Genomic DNA, 15,195 nt, shown 5'->3' on the forward strand with positions numbered 1-15,195 from the left:
CTATGGAAAGTTTCTTTCACATTATGAAAGTTGAAATGAATTATTTTACACATCACTTTGATACTAAGAAACAATTGGTTAAGGCGATGAAAGAATGGATAAGTTATTACAATGAAGATAGAATTCGGTACAAACTAAAAGGCTTAACTCCGATTCAATATCGGAATCAAGCCTTAAGTAAAATGATATAAAACTAACGTCCAGTTTTAGGGGTTAGCTTCACTTGCCAGCGGTTTTTAAGTTACGCAGTTAATCCGAGGTAAATTTGTTTTTTGATTAAAGCTAAATCAGCATTTTTATCTTGAGAGTTAATGCCAAATACTTTAACTTGAACGACATACGTAAAAATGGGGCTAATAAAAATTCGTAAGAGTTGAATTGAAGTTAGGTCAGAATTGATTTCACCAAAACGCTTTTTTAAATCGTCGAAATAGGCGAAAACACCATTTTTACCTGTAACCTCAGTTTTAAACAGGTCAATAATCTTATTGTCCGTTAATAATTCTTGGATAAATAATTTTAGAAAATCAAAATTAATTAGTAAAAATTGAATCCGATCCTCAACTAAAAATGAAATTAACTTTGTTAAATCATGATAATCATCCAGTTGCACAAAGAAATTATCTTTAATTTCAGTTAACATCGGGCTTAATAACTTGGCCAGTAAATCATCCTTAGATTTAAAATATTTGTAAATTGTTCCTTCGCTGACGCCAGCTTCGTGAGCTATTTCTGCCGTTGTAGTCGCATGGAAGCCTTTTTTTGAAAATAATTTCAGCCCCGCTAATAATACTTTCTTTTTACCAGAAGGAATCTCTTGGTTTGCAATTTCTTCTTGATAACTTGCCAAAACTTTAACCATATCTTATCTCCCAAGTGGTTTTTATACTTTACGATATCTCTTTAAACCTACTACATTCAGGTATATCAATATTACCAGAAAAATGAGCAAAGCTAAAATATCACCAGTTATGCTGCTTAACCCCTTACCATAGAGCATAATTTTGGTTAGGGCATCGCCCGTGTATGTTAATGGTAGAACTTTACCGATATATTGAACCCAATTGGCCATTGTATCTAGTGGAATTATTCCGGAAAAGAATACTTGGGGGACGATAACAATTGGAATCAGCTGCATCATTTGAAATTCGGACCCAGCCAAAGTAGATAGCAAAAGACCGAAAGCCAAAGCTACGAGGGCAAGTAGGAAGCTGACTAAAATAACATTGAAAATGTTACCGACGACTTCGATTTTTAATAGCCAAATGGTTGCCAAAACAATGACGGTAGCTTGAGCTATCGAAATTATGCCGTAACCAAACATGTAACCAAAAACAATCTCGCTTCGTCTGACTGGAGTTGCCAACAAGCGATCGAGTGTGCCACTGGTTCGCTCTTTTAATAAAGCCATTCCTGAAATGAGAAAAACAAATAGGAAAACGAAGAAGCCTAGTAAAATTGGAACCATTTTGGCAAAAAAGCCGGTATCCTTATTGCCGTATTGGTAATGATTGACAATTTTAACATTACTTGTCTTTTTATTCTTAGGTGCTCGAGGTAATGTTTTGGCAAGTAAGGGATTAGCTTTCATAAGTTTCACTTGCATTTTTTGCGTCTTTTTAAGTTTAGAAGTCAAAATTTGAAAACTATTCTTAGTCAATGCAGCGTTTAGTGCCTGTTTAGTCAGAACTGTTTTACCAGAATCCGTATTTGCATGCGTAACGTCATATTTGTTGTCATGATAGTAGATAACGGCATCAACTTTATGACTTTTCAGTTCTTTAGCAGCAACTTTTTGATCCTGGTACTTAACCGTATCAATGCCATCAATTTTTCTTAATTTCCGTGTGATTGACTGGTTAACATCTACCGTGGCAATTGTTGCTTCGGATTTAGAGTTAGCTGAAAACATTACGTTCATCAGCCACATTACTAAAATTGGTGCAAGAAACATTAACGCCAATGATCTTTTGTCACGGAATAATTCTTTTAGAACCTTTTTGGTAATTGCTAAAGTTCTCATTCTGCCGCTTCCTCGCTTTCTGCCTTTAAAAAGACGTCTTCAATTGAGTCAACCTGATACTGTTCTTCTAATTTCTTTGGTTCCGCAAAAGCAATGATTTTACCATTTAAAAGTAGGGCCACGCGATCCGTCAGCTCTGCTTCGTCCATTACGTGCGTCGTAATTAGCACGCTTCGACCTTGGTCACGGATTAACTTAAGTTCGTGCCAAATTTTGCGGCGCAACGATGGGTCAATTCCGACCGTCGGTTCATCAAGCACTAGTAATTCTGGTTGGCCTAAAAGGGCGATAGCTAATGATAACCGCCGCTTCATGCCGCCAGAATAATTGGCTACCCGTTTATTTAAATCAGCGGTTAATTCAACCACATCTGCTGTATAGGCAATTTCATGTTCCAATTCAGTCCCCGACACGCCTTTCATCTTGCCAAAAAATTGAAGGTTTTCTTTAGCGCTTAGAGTTTCGTACAGTGCATCAGATTGTGCCATATAGCCAATTTGACTTAAAATCTGGCGGTTAGGCATTTGTGTACCTAACACAAGCGTTTCTCCACTGTCGACTTTTTCCATCCCAAGCATGGTCTTAATCGTAGTTGATTTTCCCGCTCCAGAAGGGCCGATTAGACCGACGATTTCTTTCGGCATGACATTGAGGTTAATATCATGTAAAACGGTTTGCTTACCATAGGATTTTTGTAAATGAGTTAAATTAATAAGATAAGCCATAATTTCCTCCTTTAATAAGTGAGTGTTCACTCACTGATAGACAGTATTGTAGTAAGTACTTACTCACTTGTCAACTAAAAGTGATAATTTTCTTAACCAAAACTCTTAAAAATGGTGTTTAAATTAAACTTAGAGTTTGTGATTTTGTTCTTTATTTAGTAAGATTGAATAAAATAAAGGAGTATAGTAATGAGTTCTGATAAACCAATTGAAGCTGTTATGCCGCTTTATAAGAAAATCTACCTAGATATTAAACAACAAATCCAAGCAAATAAATTACAGTCTGGCCAGAAGTTACCAAGTGAACAATTTTTGTGCAAAAAATATCAAGTAAGTCGAATAACTGTCCGTAAGGCTCTGAAGTTACTAACTGATGAGAGACTGATTGTGACGGTTCAAGGAAAGGGATCCTACGTCAATATTAAAAAGATGATAGGTAAATTGGATCAGATTCAAGGCTTTTCAGAATTCGCTGGGTCACGTGATCAACCAAGCAAACCTAAAATTTTAAAGCGTGAAATTTTAAAAAATGCAGCAATAGCTAAAGAGTTATTGCTGGCTGAAAAAGCAGATCTAGTATATATCAAACGCCTTTTCGAAATTGCGGATGTTCCAATTGCAATTGATGAAGCGTGGTTGCCGGCTGAGCGCTTCCCAGATTTATTAGTTAAAATTGAGGCCGATTCTTCGCTTTATGATTACCTGGAGCGCAAGTACCACGAAATTCCCACCAATTCGTACCGTGAGATTAGTACAGTTTTGCCCAATGCTAAACAAACAGAAATTTTAAAATTGAACAAAGTTGTGCCACTCTTTGATGTTAATAAAACAGTTTATAACCAATTTGAACAGCCCTTAGAGTTTTCTCATTACGTGGTTAGAGGCGATGAAATGACCTATACAGTTGATTCATCCGCTGATAGTGAATTTCATTTGAATAATAAGAACAAAGAGCAGGAAAAAAATTAACCAATGTTTGCTAACCCCCCGTCATGTTTATAATGAATTGTTTTATTAAGCCAAAATAAATGCTTCTCTTGATCAATCAGGAGAAGCATTTTTGCACGTTAATGTTTAATAATAAAAGAATGGCCTACTTAGTTGCCAATAACAGAACTAAAAAGGCAAGTGTATCGAATAAGAAGTGAACCAGAAAACTAACCCACATATTGTGCGTTTTGATAAAGGCTAGGTTTAACACGATGCGGGTAAAAGCCAGCCCTAAAATGACGTAGCCCAGATTATAGTCGTATGTAGACAAATGAAGTAGGGCAAATACAAGTGCTGAGCCAATGTTACCCCACCAGATAGGGGCAGGTAAATGCAGACTAGTTGCTAGTTGCGTAAGAGCTAGCAAGGGCATGATTGCTAAAAATTCTTCGCCCATAATTTGGATAGCACTGCTAAAGCGCTGGTAAAAGAAGATTGTCCAAACATGCGGAGACTTTAGGGTTAATCCGGCAGCAGCGTTTCCTGAAACGGAACCAAAAATGTTCTGTGAAATTATTCCCGTTACTACTGAAGTTACGTAAGCAACAATAAAGAAAGCAGCAATCAATAACCATTCTTTAGCGTGAGGGAAATGAAATAGTTGCCGCCATCTGTTGTTGGTAGCGATTTGAGCACCAATAATTTGGATAGCAAGAAAAACAGTAACGACAATTAGTTGGAAAATAGCTGCCACGATACTAGGGTGGTTTTCATCAAAAGCTAAAAAGTCTGGTATTTGAATCCCGGGCATGATTAAACAACAATATGCAAGCAAGTTGGAAAAGATAATAATTAACCATTGTTTACCTGATAATTTAAATGAATTTGTAAATGATTCTTCCATTGAAGTAGCCCTCCTATATTGTTTATTGTAGAGTGGTGCCAACCAAATAACAATTTTGGGGCTCACCGGGCCAATGATTTTGCTATTGCAACCTTTATTCTATTATTGACAAGATTATAAACTGCTGTTGCGCTAAATTGCTCTTTTGGCTAATGATATAGTATGCTTAAGTTGGCAAGATAATATTAAAAATATATTCTAATAGAAAGGAACTTAATGATGAAAACAGTGACGATTAATCAGCAAAAATTGCCGGCCTTAGGTATTGGTACATGGGAAATGGGTAATTCGGCTGCGGCAGAAAAAGAAGAGATTAAGGCAATTCAAGCTGGTCTTGATGCTGGTTTACGCGTGATTGACACGGCAGAAATGTATGGCAATGGTCGCTCGGAAAGTTTAGTTGGACAGGCTATCAAGCCATATCAAAGATCAGATTTATTTTTAATTTCTAAAGTTTTACCTCAAAATGCCTCTGCTGCTAAAATGCAACAAAGTGTTGAGAATAGTTTAAAGCGTCTGCAAACAGATTACCTTGACTTATATTTATATCATTGGCGAGGAATGGTTCCACTTGAAGAAACGGTTGAAACACTTCAAAGCTTGCAAGAAAAAGGCTATTTTCGGGCTTGGGGCGTTTCCAATTTTGATATCGCTGATATGGAAGAATTATGGCAATTGCCTAGTGGTAAAAATGTGGCTGCCAATGAGGATCTATATAACCTAGAGACACGCGGAATTGAATACAGTCTCTTGCCTTGGCAAAGAAAGCATCATCTTCCTTTAATTGCCTATAGTCCACTGGGAAGAGGACCAAAAATGGGCAGTACGATGACCCAAGATCCAGCTGTGATGGCCGTTGCTCAAAATCATGGTGCTACTCCTTTTCAAATTCTACTAGCTTGGGTAATGCAACAGCCTGATGTTCTTGCTATTCCAAAAAGCAGCAGTTCCAAGCATTTGCTCTCGAATTTAAAGGCATTAGAAATCGACCTGACTCCCGATGACTTAGCAATTTTGGCAAAAGCATACCCGAAACCAACTAAAAAAGAACCATTAGCAATTTATTAACTAATGGTTCATAACTGATTTGATGTTATTAATTTTAAGAGTGGGAATTAAGTGATTAAAGCAAGAAAACAGTTAAGATTAAATCCCAGAACATATGAAAGATGATGGGCACAAAAATATTTTTGCTTTTGATAAATAGTAGACCAAACAAAATTCCCAGAATGATTACCGTAAATTCAGCTCCAGAAGCGAAGTTGCTTAAAAAAGTTCCGGTTCGATACCAGATTGGGAAATGAATAACCAAAAATAAAATACTATCGATTAACAGAGCAACCCATGTCTTAAATTTGGGTAATAATGCATTTAAAATCCAGCCACGAAAAACTAGTTCTTCAGTAATGCCAACTATTAAAAAGCTGCCAATTAAATCTGTTGGGTGCCAACTCGGATTTATCCGGATTGTTCCACTAGTAAAATAAACGGTAGCAAACAAGTAAATAAGCATAAGGATAAATAATCCTAGGTATGGCCAGAAGCGAAAATGATTTTTAAACATAGTGGAATACCCAATTGCCAGCCGATCAGAATATTTTTTGATTAAGAAATAGGCCGGAATGCTCCAAGTGGCAAATTTTACTAAAGCACTGATTGATTCTTGCAAAAGCGGGATACTAGAATATTGCCAGTTGCATATTTCTTCTACCGCCCACCATAAATAAAAAATAAATAGGTAAGTGATCAGAAGTTTGTTAGAAACAGTTTGCTTATTTGCCATTATTTTTCCTCAGGTATTCTACAATTTTAATCATAAATGAACTAAATTTAGTCTAGCAAGAAGCCAATTTCTGTGCAAGCTGGCAATTATTAACAACTTTAGAATGCAATTGCGTAAACGCTGTCTACTGGCAAAAGCGGTGTAAATAGTTAAAAAACTAAAAAATAAAGTAAAAAAGCTTGAGTTTGCTCAAGCTTTTTCTGTACCCTTATACTAAGTAAGAATTGGGAAGTTAAAGAATGAAAAATTGGTTATTTCGAATTTACATGTACCTGATGAAAATTGGTGCACGATTTACGAAAATTAGGGAAAACAAAATAGTAGTTTTAAATGGGGCCGGCAGATCGGGATCAAACGGTTATCTTTTTGCTAAATATATGAAGAAAAATCATCCTGAATATGAAATCACTGTGGTTGAGCCGTGGCCCTCGTCACACTTGCCGCTAGCGACTTGGCGCGAAATCGGAGCTGCCAAGTTTATTTTAACCACGCATCAACCATTTAAAATTCACGCTAAGCAGGTTAACATTCAATTTTGGCATGGCATTCCACTTAAGCGAATGGGAATTATGGCTAATAATACTAAGCACAAAACCGACATGCGCAATGCTAAACTTTGGCAAAAAAATGCGGATGTAGTTTGTTCGAGCTCAGATTTGTATGAAGCACTTATGAGTGCTTGCTGTGCCATTGAGACTACCAAATACCAAAAAGTGGGCTTCCCGCGCTTGGACGCATTAAAGCATCCTGCATTGTCAAAGGCGCAGCTATTGACCGCTTTATTTAAGGTTCAAGATGAGCAAGCTCAAATTGCGATCTATATGCCGACATTTCGCTATGAAATGGAAGATGAACAAATCATGGCCCAGATTAAGGCCGGCAACTTTTTTGCCTTGCCGGATTTTGATGCTGAATCGTTAAATGATGCTTTAAAAGCAAAGCACCAGTACTTAATTGTTAAACTGCACCCGTACGAAATGCAGCTTTTAGGAACGCAGACCAGTCACTATTCTAATATTGCTTACCTTAATAATGACTATTTATTTGCACATGATTATGATTTATATGAGCTCTTGGGCAATACCGATATGCTTATTACTGACTATTCATCAATTTATTTTGATTATTTAACTTTAGACAAGCCAATTATTTTTGTAACTAATTACCTAAGGCAGTATGAGCAAAAACGGGGGCTTTTGCTTGGTCCTTATGAAGAAGTAGTTCCTGGTATTTGCGTTAAAACACAAGCAGAATTGCTTGCTGGGCTTAGTGCACCTGACCGAAAACAACAGAAACGGCAATATTGGCTGCACCTAACTAATCAATTGCAACATGAATCAGCGTGTGCGGCGATTTATACCTTAATGGCAAATCAGTATTAGAGGAAAAATTGTGAAGAAAACATTTTTAAATATTTTATATAATGCGGTTTATCAAATTTTTCTCGTTTTGGTACCGTTAATTACGGTACCGTATCTGTCCCGCATCTTGGGACCAAAAACTTACGGTATCTATAGTAATGTCAACAATATTGTGCAATTCCTGATGATTTTTTGTACTTTGTCAGTTTCTTACATTGGGATGAGAACCATTTCGCAAACGCGCGCTTTCGGTAATCAGCAAGAATTAACGGATGCTTTTTGGGGATTATGGTATTTTCAAGCGTTAGCTGGTCTGGTTACGATTATTTTGGTGGTTACTGTCACCAGTTTTTGTCATCTTAAATACGGCAATTATCTATTGCTGATGGTGCCATACTTAATCTCGGCACAAGTTGATATTTCCTGGTTTTTCCAAGGGTTGGCAGCCTTTGGCCGGGTGGTTTTAAAAAATACGGCAGTAAAGCTTGTTTCAGTTGTGCTAATTTTATTATGGGTTAAACAGCCAGGGGATTTATGGAAATACATGTTAATCATGTCAGTTTCCACAATGCTAGGTTCATTTGTTTTTTGGTTTGATATTCACCGCTATGTCGGTGGACCAGTTAAGCACTTTTATAAGTACCAAACAACAATTAAAGCAATCATCACACTGCTTATTCCCCAAATTGCGACCCAAATCTATACGTCGCTTGATAAGCCAATTTTAGGGCTTTTTCAAAATTCCACTCAGGTGGCCTATTACGATAATTCACAGCGAATTTCGAACATGGTGCTGGGAATTGTGACTAGTATTTCACTTGTAATTATGCCCAAAATGGCTGGTGAGGGTAAAAAAGAACAACGAGTTATTTTAAAAAAATCACTTGAAGCAACGGTAATGCTGGGAACGATGTTTGCCGTGATTATCATGGCAAATACGAAAGAATTTGTCCCGTTTTTCTTTGGTCATAAATTTATTCCAATGACACCATTGATGTTCTTTTTTGCACTAACAATTGTCATGATTCCAACCGGTGGCGTTTTTGCCAACCAATTTGCCTTAGCCAATCACCGCGACCGTGATTATGCATTACCAGTAATTATTGGTGCCTTTCTTGAAGTAATCTTGAGTTACTTTCTTGACCGCCTTTATGGTGCAACCGGGGCGATGGTAGCAATCTTAATAACCGAATTTATTGTTTTGCTTTTGCGGTTGTGGATTGTGCGTGACGGCTATGACTTTAAGTATTCCTTTAAAGAAATTCCCAAGTACCTGCTTATTTCCGTTATTGTCCTGGCAGTGGGGATGATTTTGCCACCAATAGTTTCATCAGCCTTTTTCAATATGGTAATAAAGTCAATAATCATGTTCCTTCTATATGTAGGATTAATGTTTTTGATGAAACTTGATTTTAACCAAGATATTATTATGTTACTAAAACGATTTTTTACACGAGGATAGAAATGATTCCTAAAATTATTCATTATGTTTGGGTCGGGGGTAATCCTAAACCTAAAAATATTCAGCGATGCATGAAAACGTGGCAAAAGCACTTGCAGGACTACCAGATTATCGAATGGAACGAAGATAATTTTGATATTCATGAAAATAAGTACGTTGAACAGGCCTATAAGGCTAAAAAATGGGCGTTTGTTTCGGATTACATTCGTGCCAAAGCTGTGTACGAAATGGGCGGAATCTATTTGGATACGGATGTCTTGGTGTTAGATAACCTTGAATCCCTTCTTAATAATCGTGCCTTTGTTGGTTTTGAAAATCCGGCTAACCCGTTTACCGCCGTTTTTGGTGCTGAGAAGTATCATCCACTGCTGAAGGATATGCTGGCCTATTATGATGACCGCAACTTTTCATTTGATCATAATGATCAATTGGCGGGAGTTAATACGGTCTCAGTTTCCGATATTTTAAAAACCAAGTATCAAGCGCAGCCGAATAATAAGGAGCAAGTGTTAAGTAGTGGGATTCATGTTTATCCCGACGGTATTTTATGCAATCCATCGCCAAAGTCAAAAACCATTCATGTTTTTACCGGCACTTGGATGGAAGGCGCTAAACCACTAAAACGCAAATTAGTAACTGCTCTAAAAGTGCGCATTAAGACCCAAAAAGAAGCTGCCCTTTACGCTAAGATTTTTCGCTAATGACGCAAGAAGAACTGCAAAAGCTGGTGGAAGAGGTTTCGCTGAAGTATTTTGGTAAGCCTTTTTGTCATGATGTCAAAATTAATTCCCGTATGACAACAACAGGGGGACGCTACCACTTAGCCGATCATCATCTCGAAATTAACGCTCATTTTTTAGCACCGCAGTACCGAGACGCCTTAATTGGCATCATTAAACACGAATTGGTGCATTATCATTTGCATCTTGCTAGCAAAGGCTATCGGCACCGTGATGCTGACTTTAAGGTGTTATTAGCAAAGGTGGGCGGCAGTCGTTATGCCCCTGATATCGGGTTAAAACGCAGCCGCAGAGTTAACTACATTTACCGCTGCCAAAGATGCGGTCAAACCTACCACCGCGTGCGCCGGATTAATGTTCGCCGGTATGCTTGCGGCAAGTGTGGCGGAAAGCTGCGACTTGATGGGACGCCGCGCTAATAACATAAAAATTAATCAATTTTGTTTGACAATTGATTAGGTACCAAACTATAATTTGAGTATAAATATTAGGTACCTAACTAAAATCAAAAAATAAATATTAAGGAGATTTAATCATGAGTCAAACAAGTGATAATTTAATGAAGCAATTACATTTCATTATGCGTGCAAGCCGTTATTTCATGTTTGAAAATAAACTGCCGATTTCGGGTCAAAAACGGGTTTTGGCGGTACTTAAGCTTGAAGATGGTCTAACACAAAACTATTTAGCAGAAATTTTAGCCTTAAAGCCTGGTTCACTAGCAGAATTGTTAAAAAAGATGGAAGCTAAAGGGATCATTAGACGTGAAACTGATGAAAAAGACAAACGGGTAAAACGGGTCTACTTGACTGAAGAAGGTCGTGAAGAGGCTAATAAGCTAGACGCACTGAAAAAGAAGCAAGATACCACTGCCTTTTTTGCCGGATTAAGTGAAGATGAACAGACCGATTTTAGTCATTACTTGGAGAAGATCGCTGATGGCTGGGATGATGACTTTAAACACGAAGCACAAAAGTTTGTTGATCCCGCTTTTCGGATGCAGGCATACTCAAAATGGCACAAGTATGCTGAAAGCCACGACTTTTCTAAAGAAGAAATGCGCCAAATGTGTCACCGGATGCATAACCGGCACCATTACCATGATGAATACTGCCGCGATTTCAAACGACCAGATTTTAAGCATAAATATTGTGATTTTGATAAAAAATGGGAATATGACCGCGACTTTTGGCGAAAATTTTGGCATAATGAAGATGAAGAAATATAATTAGAATAAAGTAAAAAAAGTTTTTCAGTTAATGAAAAACTTTTTGTTTAGACAAATTTAGAAAGCCGGTATTTTAATGGCGTTCAAGTCACGTAAAGGTAAGACTAAGCAAGTTAAGCTAAGCGATTTCTTTCATTTATTAAATCAATTGGACTTAAAGAAATCTCTGTTTGTTATGGGCTTAACTTTTAGTCTGGTTACTAGCGCGGCTAATCTAGTTTTACCACTATTAACTCGTGACCTAGTTGATACAAGTAAATGGGACAAGTTTAACTATCATAGTATGGTAATTATTATTGTTATTTTCGTTGTTCAACTGGTTTTAGGAACTCTCGGCGGCTACATTTTACGCTACTTCGGTGAAAGTGTTGTTAAGAGTTTGAGAGAGAAGTTATGGAACCACTTATTATCATTGCCAATTTCTTATTTTGACGAAAATAAAGCCGGCGAAAGCAGTTCACGGCTGGTTAATGATACGGGAGTCATTAAGGACTTAATTGCTTCGCAATTTCCCAACTTTATTACTGGGGCGATTCAACTCTTCTTTTCGCTGATTATCCTGTTTGTGATGGATTGGCAGATGGCTTTATTAATGTTCACGATTGTCCCAATTGTGGTACTCGTTTTATTACCTGTTGGTCGAATCATGGCCAGGCTGGGACGAAAATTGCAGAGCGCCACGGCAGAATTTAACGGTGACGTTAGTGAAAAGCTGTCTGAAGTGCGGCTAATCAAGGCCAGCAATGGTGAAAATTTTGAACAAAAGCACGGGCAGCGAATGATTCAAAAAATATTTAAGATTGGTGTAGTGGATGCCCGCGTGGAAGCTATTTTGCAACCAATCATGACTACTTTAATGATGGCTGCCTTTGCCGGTATCTTAGCCTTTGGCTTAATTCGTGTTGGCCAAGGCAGTTTATCTAGTGGATCCCTAGTTGCTTTTCTACTTTATTTATTTAATGTAATTGCTCCAGTGGCCAATTTTGCGACTTTCTTTTCTCAAATTCAAAAAGCGCTGGGATCGACTGAACGGATTCAAGCGATTTTAGCAATTAAACCAGAGAAGGACAAAACTAGTCCGAAGACGGATTTAGCTAATAAGACGTTAACGGCTGAAAATTTAAGTTTTAGTTATGAACCAGGGGAGCCAGTTTTAGAATCGGTTTCATTTACCTCCAAGCCTAATTCGGTAATCGCCTTTGCTGGCCCAAGTGGTGGTGGGAAATCAACCATTTTTGCCCTAATTGAACGTTTTTACCAACCTGATAGCGGCAAAATTATGATCGATGAGCAAAATATTGCTGAGATTGATTTGGAAAATTGGCGCTCGCAGATCGGCTATGTTTCGCAAAATAGTGCCATTTTTTCTGGTACGATTCGTGACAATCTGACTTACGGCTTGCCTGGCAGTTTATCTGATGCTGAACTGTGGCGCGGATTGGCGCTTGCCTACGCGGACAAATTTGTCAAAGATTTTCCTAAACAAATGGACACTGAGATTGGTGAACGCGGAATTAAGCTTTCTGGCGGACAAAAGCAGCGCCTGGCAATTGCACGTGCCTTTTTACGCGATCCCAAAATTTTGATGCTTGATGAAGCAACGGCTAGTTTAGATTCTGAATCTGAAAGCAAAGTACAACAAGCATTAGATAAGTTAATGGTGAACCGAACCACTTTGGTCATTGCTCACCGACTCGCCACGATTGTTAACGCTGACCAAATTTACTTTATTGAGCATGGTCAAGTAACTGGTCACGGTACACATCACGAATTAATGAAAACTCATCCGCTATATGCACGTTATGTTAATGAACAGATGGTAGACTAACATTACTGGCAGATAGTGTCATTCTTGATTTAAAAATTTAACTATACTTGTAATATTCATCCATTGTTGCCTTAAACTTGGATGATTTTTTATTTGCCTCAAAAATTTTTTACTAAAAAGGATATATGATTTACAGCTAAAATAATAAGTGTTAATATTATATAAGCACTTATTATAAGGAGAACAAAAATGAAATTTAGTTACGAACAAGAAACGGACTTAACCGCAGCAGATATTTGGCAATATTATGCCAATATCGACAATTGGTTTGCCTGGGAAGGAGATTTAGAAAAGGTTACTTTAGACGGGGACTTCATTCAAGGCACTAAGGGCCAGATGAAATTAGAAGGTCAGCCGGCAATGGATTTTGTTTTAGAATCAGTTACTGCAAATGAGGAGTTTACGGATCGGACACCAATTCCGGGAATGGGAGATGTCTATTTCACTCATCAGATTGGGAAAAAAGGTGCTAAGACGACCATCACTCATTCGGTTGAATTTGTTCCGCAGAATAGAGAAGCTAATTCTGCGGACTTAAAATTTGTTGCAGAAATATTTGCAGATGTACCAGAGTCCATTTTTGCATTAGAAAAGGCGGCAAGAAAAAATGACTGAGTTTTCATCAAAGTATCGTGATGATTCAGCTGCATCTTTAGGTTTATCGTTTGCTAAAGTCTATAATAAATGGCATAAGCAAATTAAGGATGCACTTCAGGCAATTGAACTTACCCACCCGCAGTTTATTGTACTTGCATCTCTAGCATATCTTAGCCAAGATGAGGTCGAAGTTAATCAAGTTGCGCTCTCAAGGCAAAGCGGGATTGATGTTATGACAGTTTCAACGATTTTAAAAAATCTTGAGAAAAACAATTTAGTCAAACGGGAAGTCTCTTTAACAGATACGCGGGCTAAGACAATCAAGATGACTGCCACGGGTATGGAAAAAGTCAACGAGGCAACGCCAATCATTGAAAAGATTGATCAGGAATTTTTTGCTGTCCTAGGGGACAAGCAGGCTGAGTTAAATCAAATTTTACAAAAATTAGTCAACCAATAATAGCGTAAAAAGCATTGGGCAGACATAAAGCATTAAGCTGAAAGTTAGGACAACTAATTGGAAGTGTTTGCTTTATGCCAGCATCTTTGCTTTTTTGTCGTAAAGAGCTAGCTCAGGCAATTTATTTTTAAAAAGCTCTTGTACTAAAATTAATTTTGGGTTATAGTATTGTATGTGTTGCGGGCATGGCGGAATTGGCAGACGCGCAAGACTAAGGATCTTGTGATCGCTTTTAGATCGTGGAAGTTCGAGTCTTCTTGCCCGCACTAAAGATAATGGAGCTTTGGCTCCATTTTTTTGTATAGTTTAATTAAGCCACCACCAACTTTAAGGTGCTTTTTTTATTTTAAAAATTAATTACATTGCATGACTTAAGCTAAGAAGAGTTTATACTTATAGATAATGATTAAAAAGTAAGGGTAAATTTCATGGCGAAAAGACGTAAGGGAAAAAAGCAGTCTAATTTTGTAATTATACTTCGCACGTTTATTATTCTGTTTGTGTTGATAATTGCATTTGTGGCATTTAGATATTATCGCCGGCAAGCAATTCAGTCAGAACAAATCAGGCAGGAACAGCTAGCACGTGAAGAGGCAAGACAAAAAATTATTCGGCAGCATAAGGCTTTTATTAAGGAAATTGGTCCGATTGCTAAAGAAGTTGACCGCGAGTTTGAGCTTCTCCCGAGTATTACAATTGCGCAGGCTTGTCTTGAAAGTGACTATGGTCAAAGCAGTCTATCGCAAAAATATAATAATTTGTTTGGTGTAAAAGGCACTAATCCTAATACTTCAGCAGTTTTAACTACGAAAGAGTACGTTAAGGGCAAATGGATTGTGGTCAAGGCGCGCTTTCAAATTTATGATTCTTACGAGGCATCAATTAGGGCACATGCTAGGCTTTTTCAAAAGGGAACCACTTGGAATAAGCAACAATATAAACACGTTTTAACCGCCAAAGATTACCGCAAGCAGGCCCACGCACTTGTTCAAGATGGGTACGCCACTGATCCGAATTATGCTGATAAATTGATTAAACTAATTGAACAATATCATCTTGATCGGTTTGATAAATAAAAGGCAATCTATCCTAAAAGATGCCTTCTTTTTTGGTACAATAATATAGTTACAAAATTTGGTTTGTGAAGGGAATTA

17 protein-coding genes and 1 tRNA gene are annotated in these 15,195 nt (G+C 37.6%); 13 read left to right on the top strand and 5 right to left on the bottom strand.

Going from position 1 to position 15,195, the window contains the following annotated elements; genetic code table 11:
* Positions 1 to 191, top strand: a 191-nt coding sequence (locus tag J3U54_RS03215; RefSeq protein ID WP_267385068.1) for an IS3 family transposase, incomplete at its 5' end; no start/stop codon positions are given.
* A 50-nt stretch (positions 192 to 241) separates the two neighbouring features.
* Here J3U54_RS03215 and J3U54_RS03220 read toward each other — a convergent pair.
* From J3U54_RS03220 to J3U54_RS03230, 3 genes are read right to left on the bottom strand one after another with little or no spacing between them, the layout of a single operon-like run.
* Positions 242 to 862, bottom strand: a complete 621-nt coding sequence (locus tag J3U54_RS03220; RefSeq protein WP_267385069.1) for a TetR/AcrR family transcriptional regulator — start codon at positions 860 to 862, stop codon at positions 242 to 244.
* Between the two features lie 21 nt (positions 863 to 883).
* A complete protein-coding gene (locus J3U54_RS03225; RefSeq protein ID WP_267385070.1) occupies positions 884 to 2,023 on the bottom strand; it encodes an ABC transporter permease in 1,140 nt (379 codons plus the stop codon).
* Positions 2,020 to 2,748 carry an ABC transporter ATP-binding protein gene (locus J3U54_RS03230; RefSeq protein WP_267385072.1) on the bottom strand — a complete coding sequence of 243 codons (729 nt, stop codon included), beginning with the start codon at positions 2,746 to 2,748 and terminating at the stop codon, positions 2,020 to 2,022. The genes J3U54_RS03225 and J3U54_RS03230 overlap by 4 nt, the downstream gene beginning before the upstream one ends.
* Before the next feature lie 189 nt (positions 2,749 to 2,937).
* Here J3U54_RS03230 and J3U54_RS03235 point away from each other — a divergent pair, with 189 nt between their 5' ends.
* The gene (locus J3U54_RS03235; protein ID WP_103752003.1) at positions 2,938 to 3,717 is read left to right on the top strand and encodes a GntR family transcriptional regulator; all 780 of its coding nucleotides are present in this window, start codon (positions 2,938 to 2,940) and stop codon (positions 3,715 to 3,717) included.
* 124 nt (positions 3,718 to 3,841) lie between these two features.
* Here the strand turns inward: J3U54_RS03235 and J3U54_RS03240 are convergent, their stop codons facing one another.
* Positions 3,842 to 4,582: a CPBP family intramembrane glutamic endopeptidase gene (locus J3U54_RS03240; protein ID WP_103752004.1), complete on the bottom strand. Its 741-nt coding sequence runs from the start codon at positions 4,580 to 4,582 to the stop codon at positions 3,842 to 3,844.
* A 219-nt stretch (positions 4,583 to 4,801) separates the two neighbouring features.
* Here J3U54_RS03240 and J3U54_RS03245 point away from each other — a divergent pair, with 219 nt between their 5' ends.
* Positions 4,802 to 5,650 (top strand): aldo/keto reductase, encoded by an 849-nt coding sequence (locus J3U54_RS03245; RefSeq protein ID WP_267385347.1) that lies wholly within the window; start codon positions 4,802 to 4,804, stop codon positions 5,648 to 5,650.
* Positions 5,651 to 5,705: 55 nt separating this feature from the next.
* Here J3U54_RS03245 and J3U54_RS03250 read toward each other — a convergent pair whose 3' ends face one another.
* Positions 5,706 to 6,365, bottom strand: a complete 660-nt coding sequence (locus tag J3U54_RS03250; RefSeq protein WP_267385074.1) for a CPBP family intramembrane glutamic endopeptidase — start codon at positions 6,363 to 6,365, stop codon at positions 5,706 to 5,708.
* A gap of 239 nt (positions 6,366 to 6,604) precedes the next feature.
* Between J3U54_RS03250 and J3U54_RS03255 the strand changes: the two genes are divergently transcribed.
* From J3U54_RS03255 to J3U54_RS03300, 10 genes are all read left to right on the top strand, one after another.
* Positions 6,605 to 7,747: a CDP-glycerol glycerophosphotransferase family protein gene (locus tag J3U54_RS03255; RefSeq protein ID WP_267385076.1), complete on the top strand. Its 1,143-nt coding sequence runs from the start codon at positions 6,605 to 6,607 to the stop codon at positions 7,745 to 7,747.
* A 10-nt stretch (positions 7,748 to 7,757) separates the two neighbouring features.
* On the top strand, positions 7,758 to 9,188 hold the full coding sequence (locus J3U54_RS03260) for an oligosaccharide flippase family protein (protein WP_267385078.1): 1,431 nt from the start codon (positions 7,758 to 7,760) through the stop codon (positions 9,186 to 9,188).
* A gap of 2 nt (positions 9,189 to 9,190) precedes the next feature.
* Positions 9,191 to 9,889 carry a glycosyltransferase family 32 protein gene (locus tag J3U54_RS03265; protein ID WP_267385079.1) on the top strand — a complete coding sequence of 233 codons (699 nt, stop codon included), beginning with the start codon at positions 9,191 to 9,193 and terminating at the stop codon, positions 9,887 to 9,889.
* Entirely contained in the window at positions 9,889 to 10,347 is a 459-nt protein-coding gene (locus tag J3U54_RS03270; protein ID WP_267385080.1) for a SprT family protein, read from the top strand. The genes J3U54_RS03265 and J3U54_RS03270 overlap by 1 nt, the downstream gene beginning before the upstream one ends.
* A 116-nt stretch (positions 10,348 to 10,463) precedes the next feature.
* The gene (locus J3U54_RS03275) at positions 10,464 to 11,156 is read left to right on the top strand and encodes a MarR family winged helix-turn-helix transcriptional regulator (protein WP_103752010.1); all 693 of its coding nucleotides are present in this window, start codon (positions 10,464 to 10,466) and stop codon (positions 11,154 to 11,156) included.
* A gap of 76 nt (positions 11,157 to 11,232) precedes the next feature.
* Complete coding sequence (locus J3U54_RS03280) at positions 11,233 to 12,984, top strand: ABC transporter ATP-binding protein (protein WP_267385081.1); 1,752 nt, start codon at positions 11,233 to 11,235, stop codon at positions 12,982 to 12,984.
* 189 nt (positions 12,985 to 13,173) lie between these two features.
* Positions 13,174 to 13,599: a hypothetical protein gene (locus J3U54_RS03285; protein ID WP_103752012.1), complete on the top strand. Its 426-nt coding sequence runs from the start codon at positions 13,174 to 13,176 to the stop codon at positions 13,597 to 13,599.
* Positions 13,592 to 14,041, top strand: coding sequence for a MarR family winged helix-turn-helix transcriptional regulator (locus tag J3U54_RS03290; RefSeq protein WP_267385082.1), 450 nt, complete (start codon positions 13,592 to 13,594; stop codon positions 14,039 to 14,041). Before J3U54_RS03285 ends, J3U54_RS03290 begins: the two co-directional genes overlap by 8 nt.
* A gap of 179 nt (positions 14,042 to 14,220) precedes the next feature.
* Positions 14,221 to 14,307: transfer RNA gene (locus J3U54_RS03295), tRNA-Leu, on the top strand.
* A gap of 162 nt (positions 14,308 to 14,469) precedes the next feature.
* On the top strand, positions 14,470 to 15,117 hold the full coding sequence (locus tag J3U54_RS03300) for a glycoside hydrolase family 73 protein (protein WP_103752014.1): 648 nt from the start codon (positions 14,470 to 14,472) through the stop codon (positions 15,115 to 15,117).
* Positions 15,118 to 15,195 lie beyond the last annotated feature (78 nt).

It is taken from the genome of Lactobacillus sp. B4007, assembly GCF_026535895.1.
Taxonomy (GTDB): domain Bacteria; phylum Bacillota; class Bacilli; order Lactobacillales; family Lactobacillaceae; genus Lactobacillus; species Lactobacillus panisapium.

Coding starts and splice junctions, on each gene's coding strand:
- J3U54_RS03220 (WP_267385069.1), bottom strand. CDS start 862: ATGGTTAAAGTTTTGGCAAGTTATCAAGAAGAAATTGCAAACCAAGAG.
- J3U54_RS03225 (WP_267385070.1), bottom strand. CDS start 2,023: ATGAGAACTTTAGCAATTACCAAAAAGGTTCTAAAAGAATTATTCCGT.
- J3U54_RS03230 (WP_267385072.1), bottom strand. CDS start 2,748: ATGGCTTATCTTATTAATTTAACTCATTTACAAAAATCCTATGGTAAG.
- J3U54_RS03235 (WP_103752003.1), top strand. CDS start 2,938: ATGAGTTCTGATAAACCAATTGAAGCTGTTATGCCGCTTTATAAGAAA.
- J3U54_RS03240 (WP_103752004.1), bottom strand. CDS start 4,582: ATGGAAGAATCATTTACAAATTCATTTAAATTATCAGGTAAACAATGG.
- J3U54_RS03245 (WP_267385347.1), top strand. CDS start 4,802: ATGAAAACAGTGACGATTAATCAGCAAAAATTGCCGGCCTTAGGTATT.
- J3U54_RS03250 (WP_267385074.1), bottom strand. CDS start 6,365: ATGGCAAATAAGCAAACTGTTTCTAACAAACTTCTGATCACTTACCTA.
- J3U54_RS03255 (WP_267385076.1), top strand. CDS start 6,605: ATGAAAAATTGGTTATTTCGAATTTACATGTACCTGATGAAAATTGGT.
- J3U54_RS03265 (WP_267385079.1), top strand. CDS start 9,191: ATGATTCCTAAAATTATTCATTATGTTTGGGTCGGGGGTAATCCTAAA.
- J3U54_RS03270 (WP_267385080.1), top strand. CDS start 9,889: ATGACGCAAGAAGAACTGCAAAAGCTGGTGGAAGAGGTTTCGCTGAAG.
- J3U54_RS03275 (WP_103752010.1), top strand. CDS start 10,464: ATGAGTCAAACAAGTGATAATTTAATGAAGCAATTACATTTCATTATG.
- J3U54_RS03280 (WP_267385081.1), top strand. CDS start 11,233: ATGGCGTTCAAGTCACGTAAAGGTAAGACTAAGCAAGTTAAGCTAAGC.
- J3U54_RS03285 (WP_103752012.1), top strand. CDS start 13,174: ATGAAATTTAGTTACGAACAAGAAACGGACTTAACCGCAGCAGATATT.
- J3U54_RS03290 (WP_267385082.1), top strand. CDS start 13,592: ATGACTGAGTTTTCATCAAAGTATCGTGATGATTCAGCTGCATCTTTA.
- J3U54_RS03300 (WP_103752014.1), top strand. CDS start 14,470: ATGGCGAAAAGACGTAAGGGAAAAAAGCAGTCTAATTTTGTAATTATA.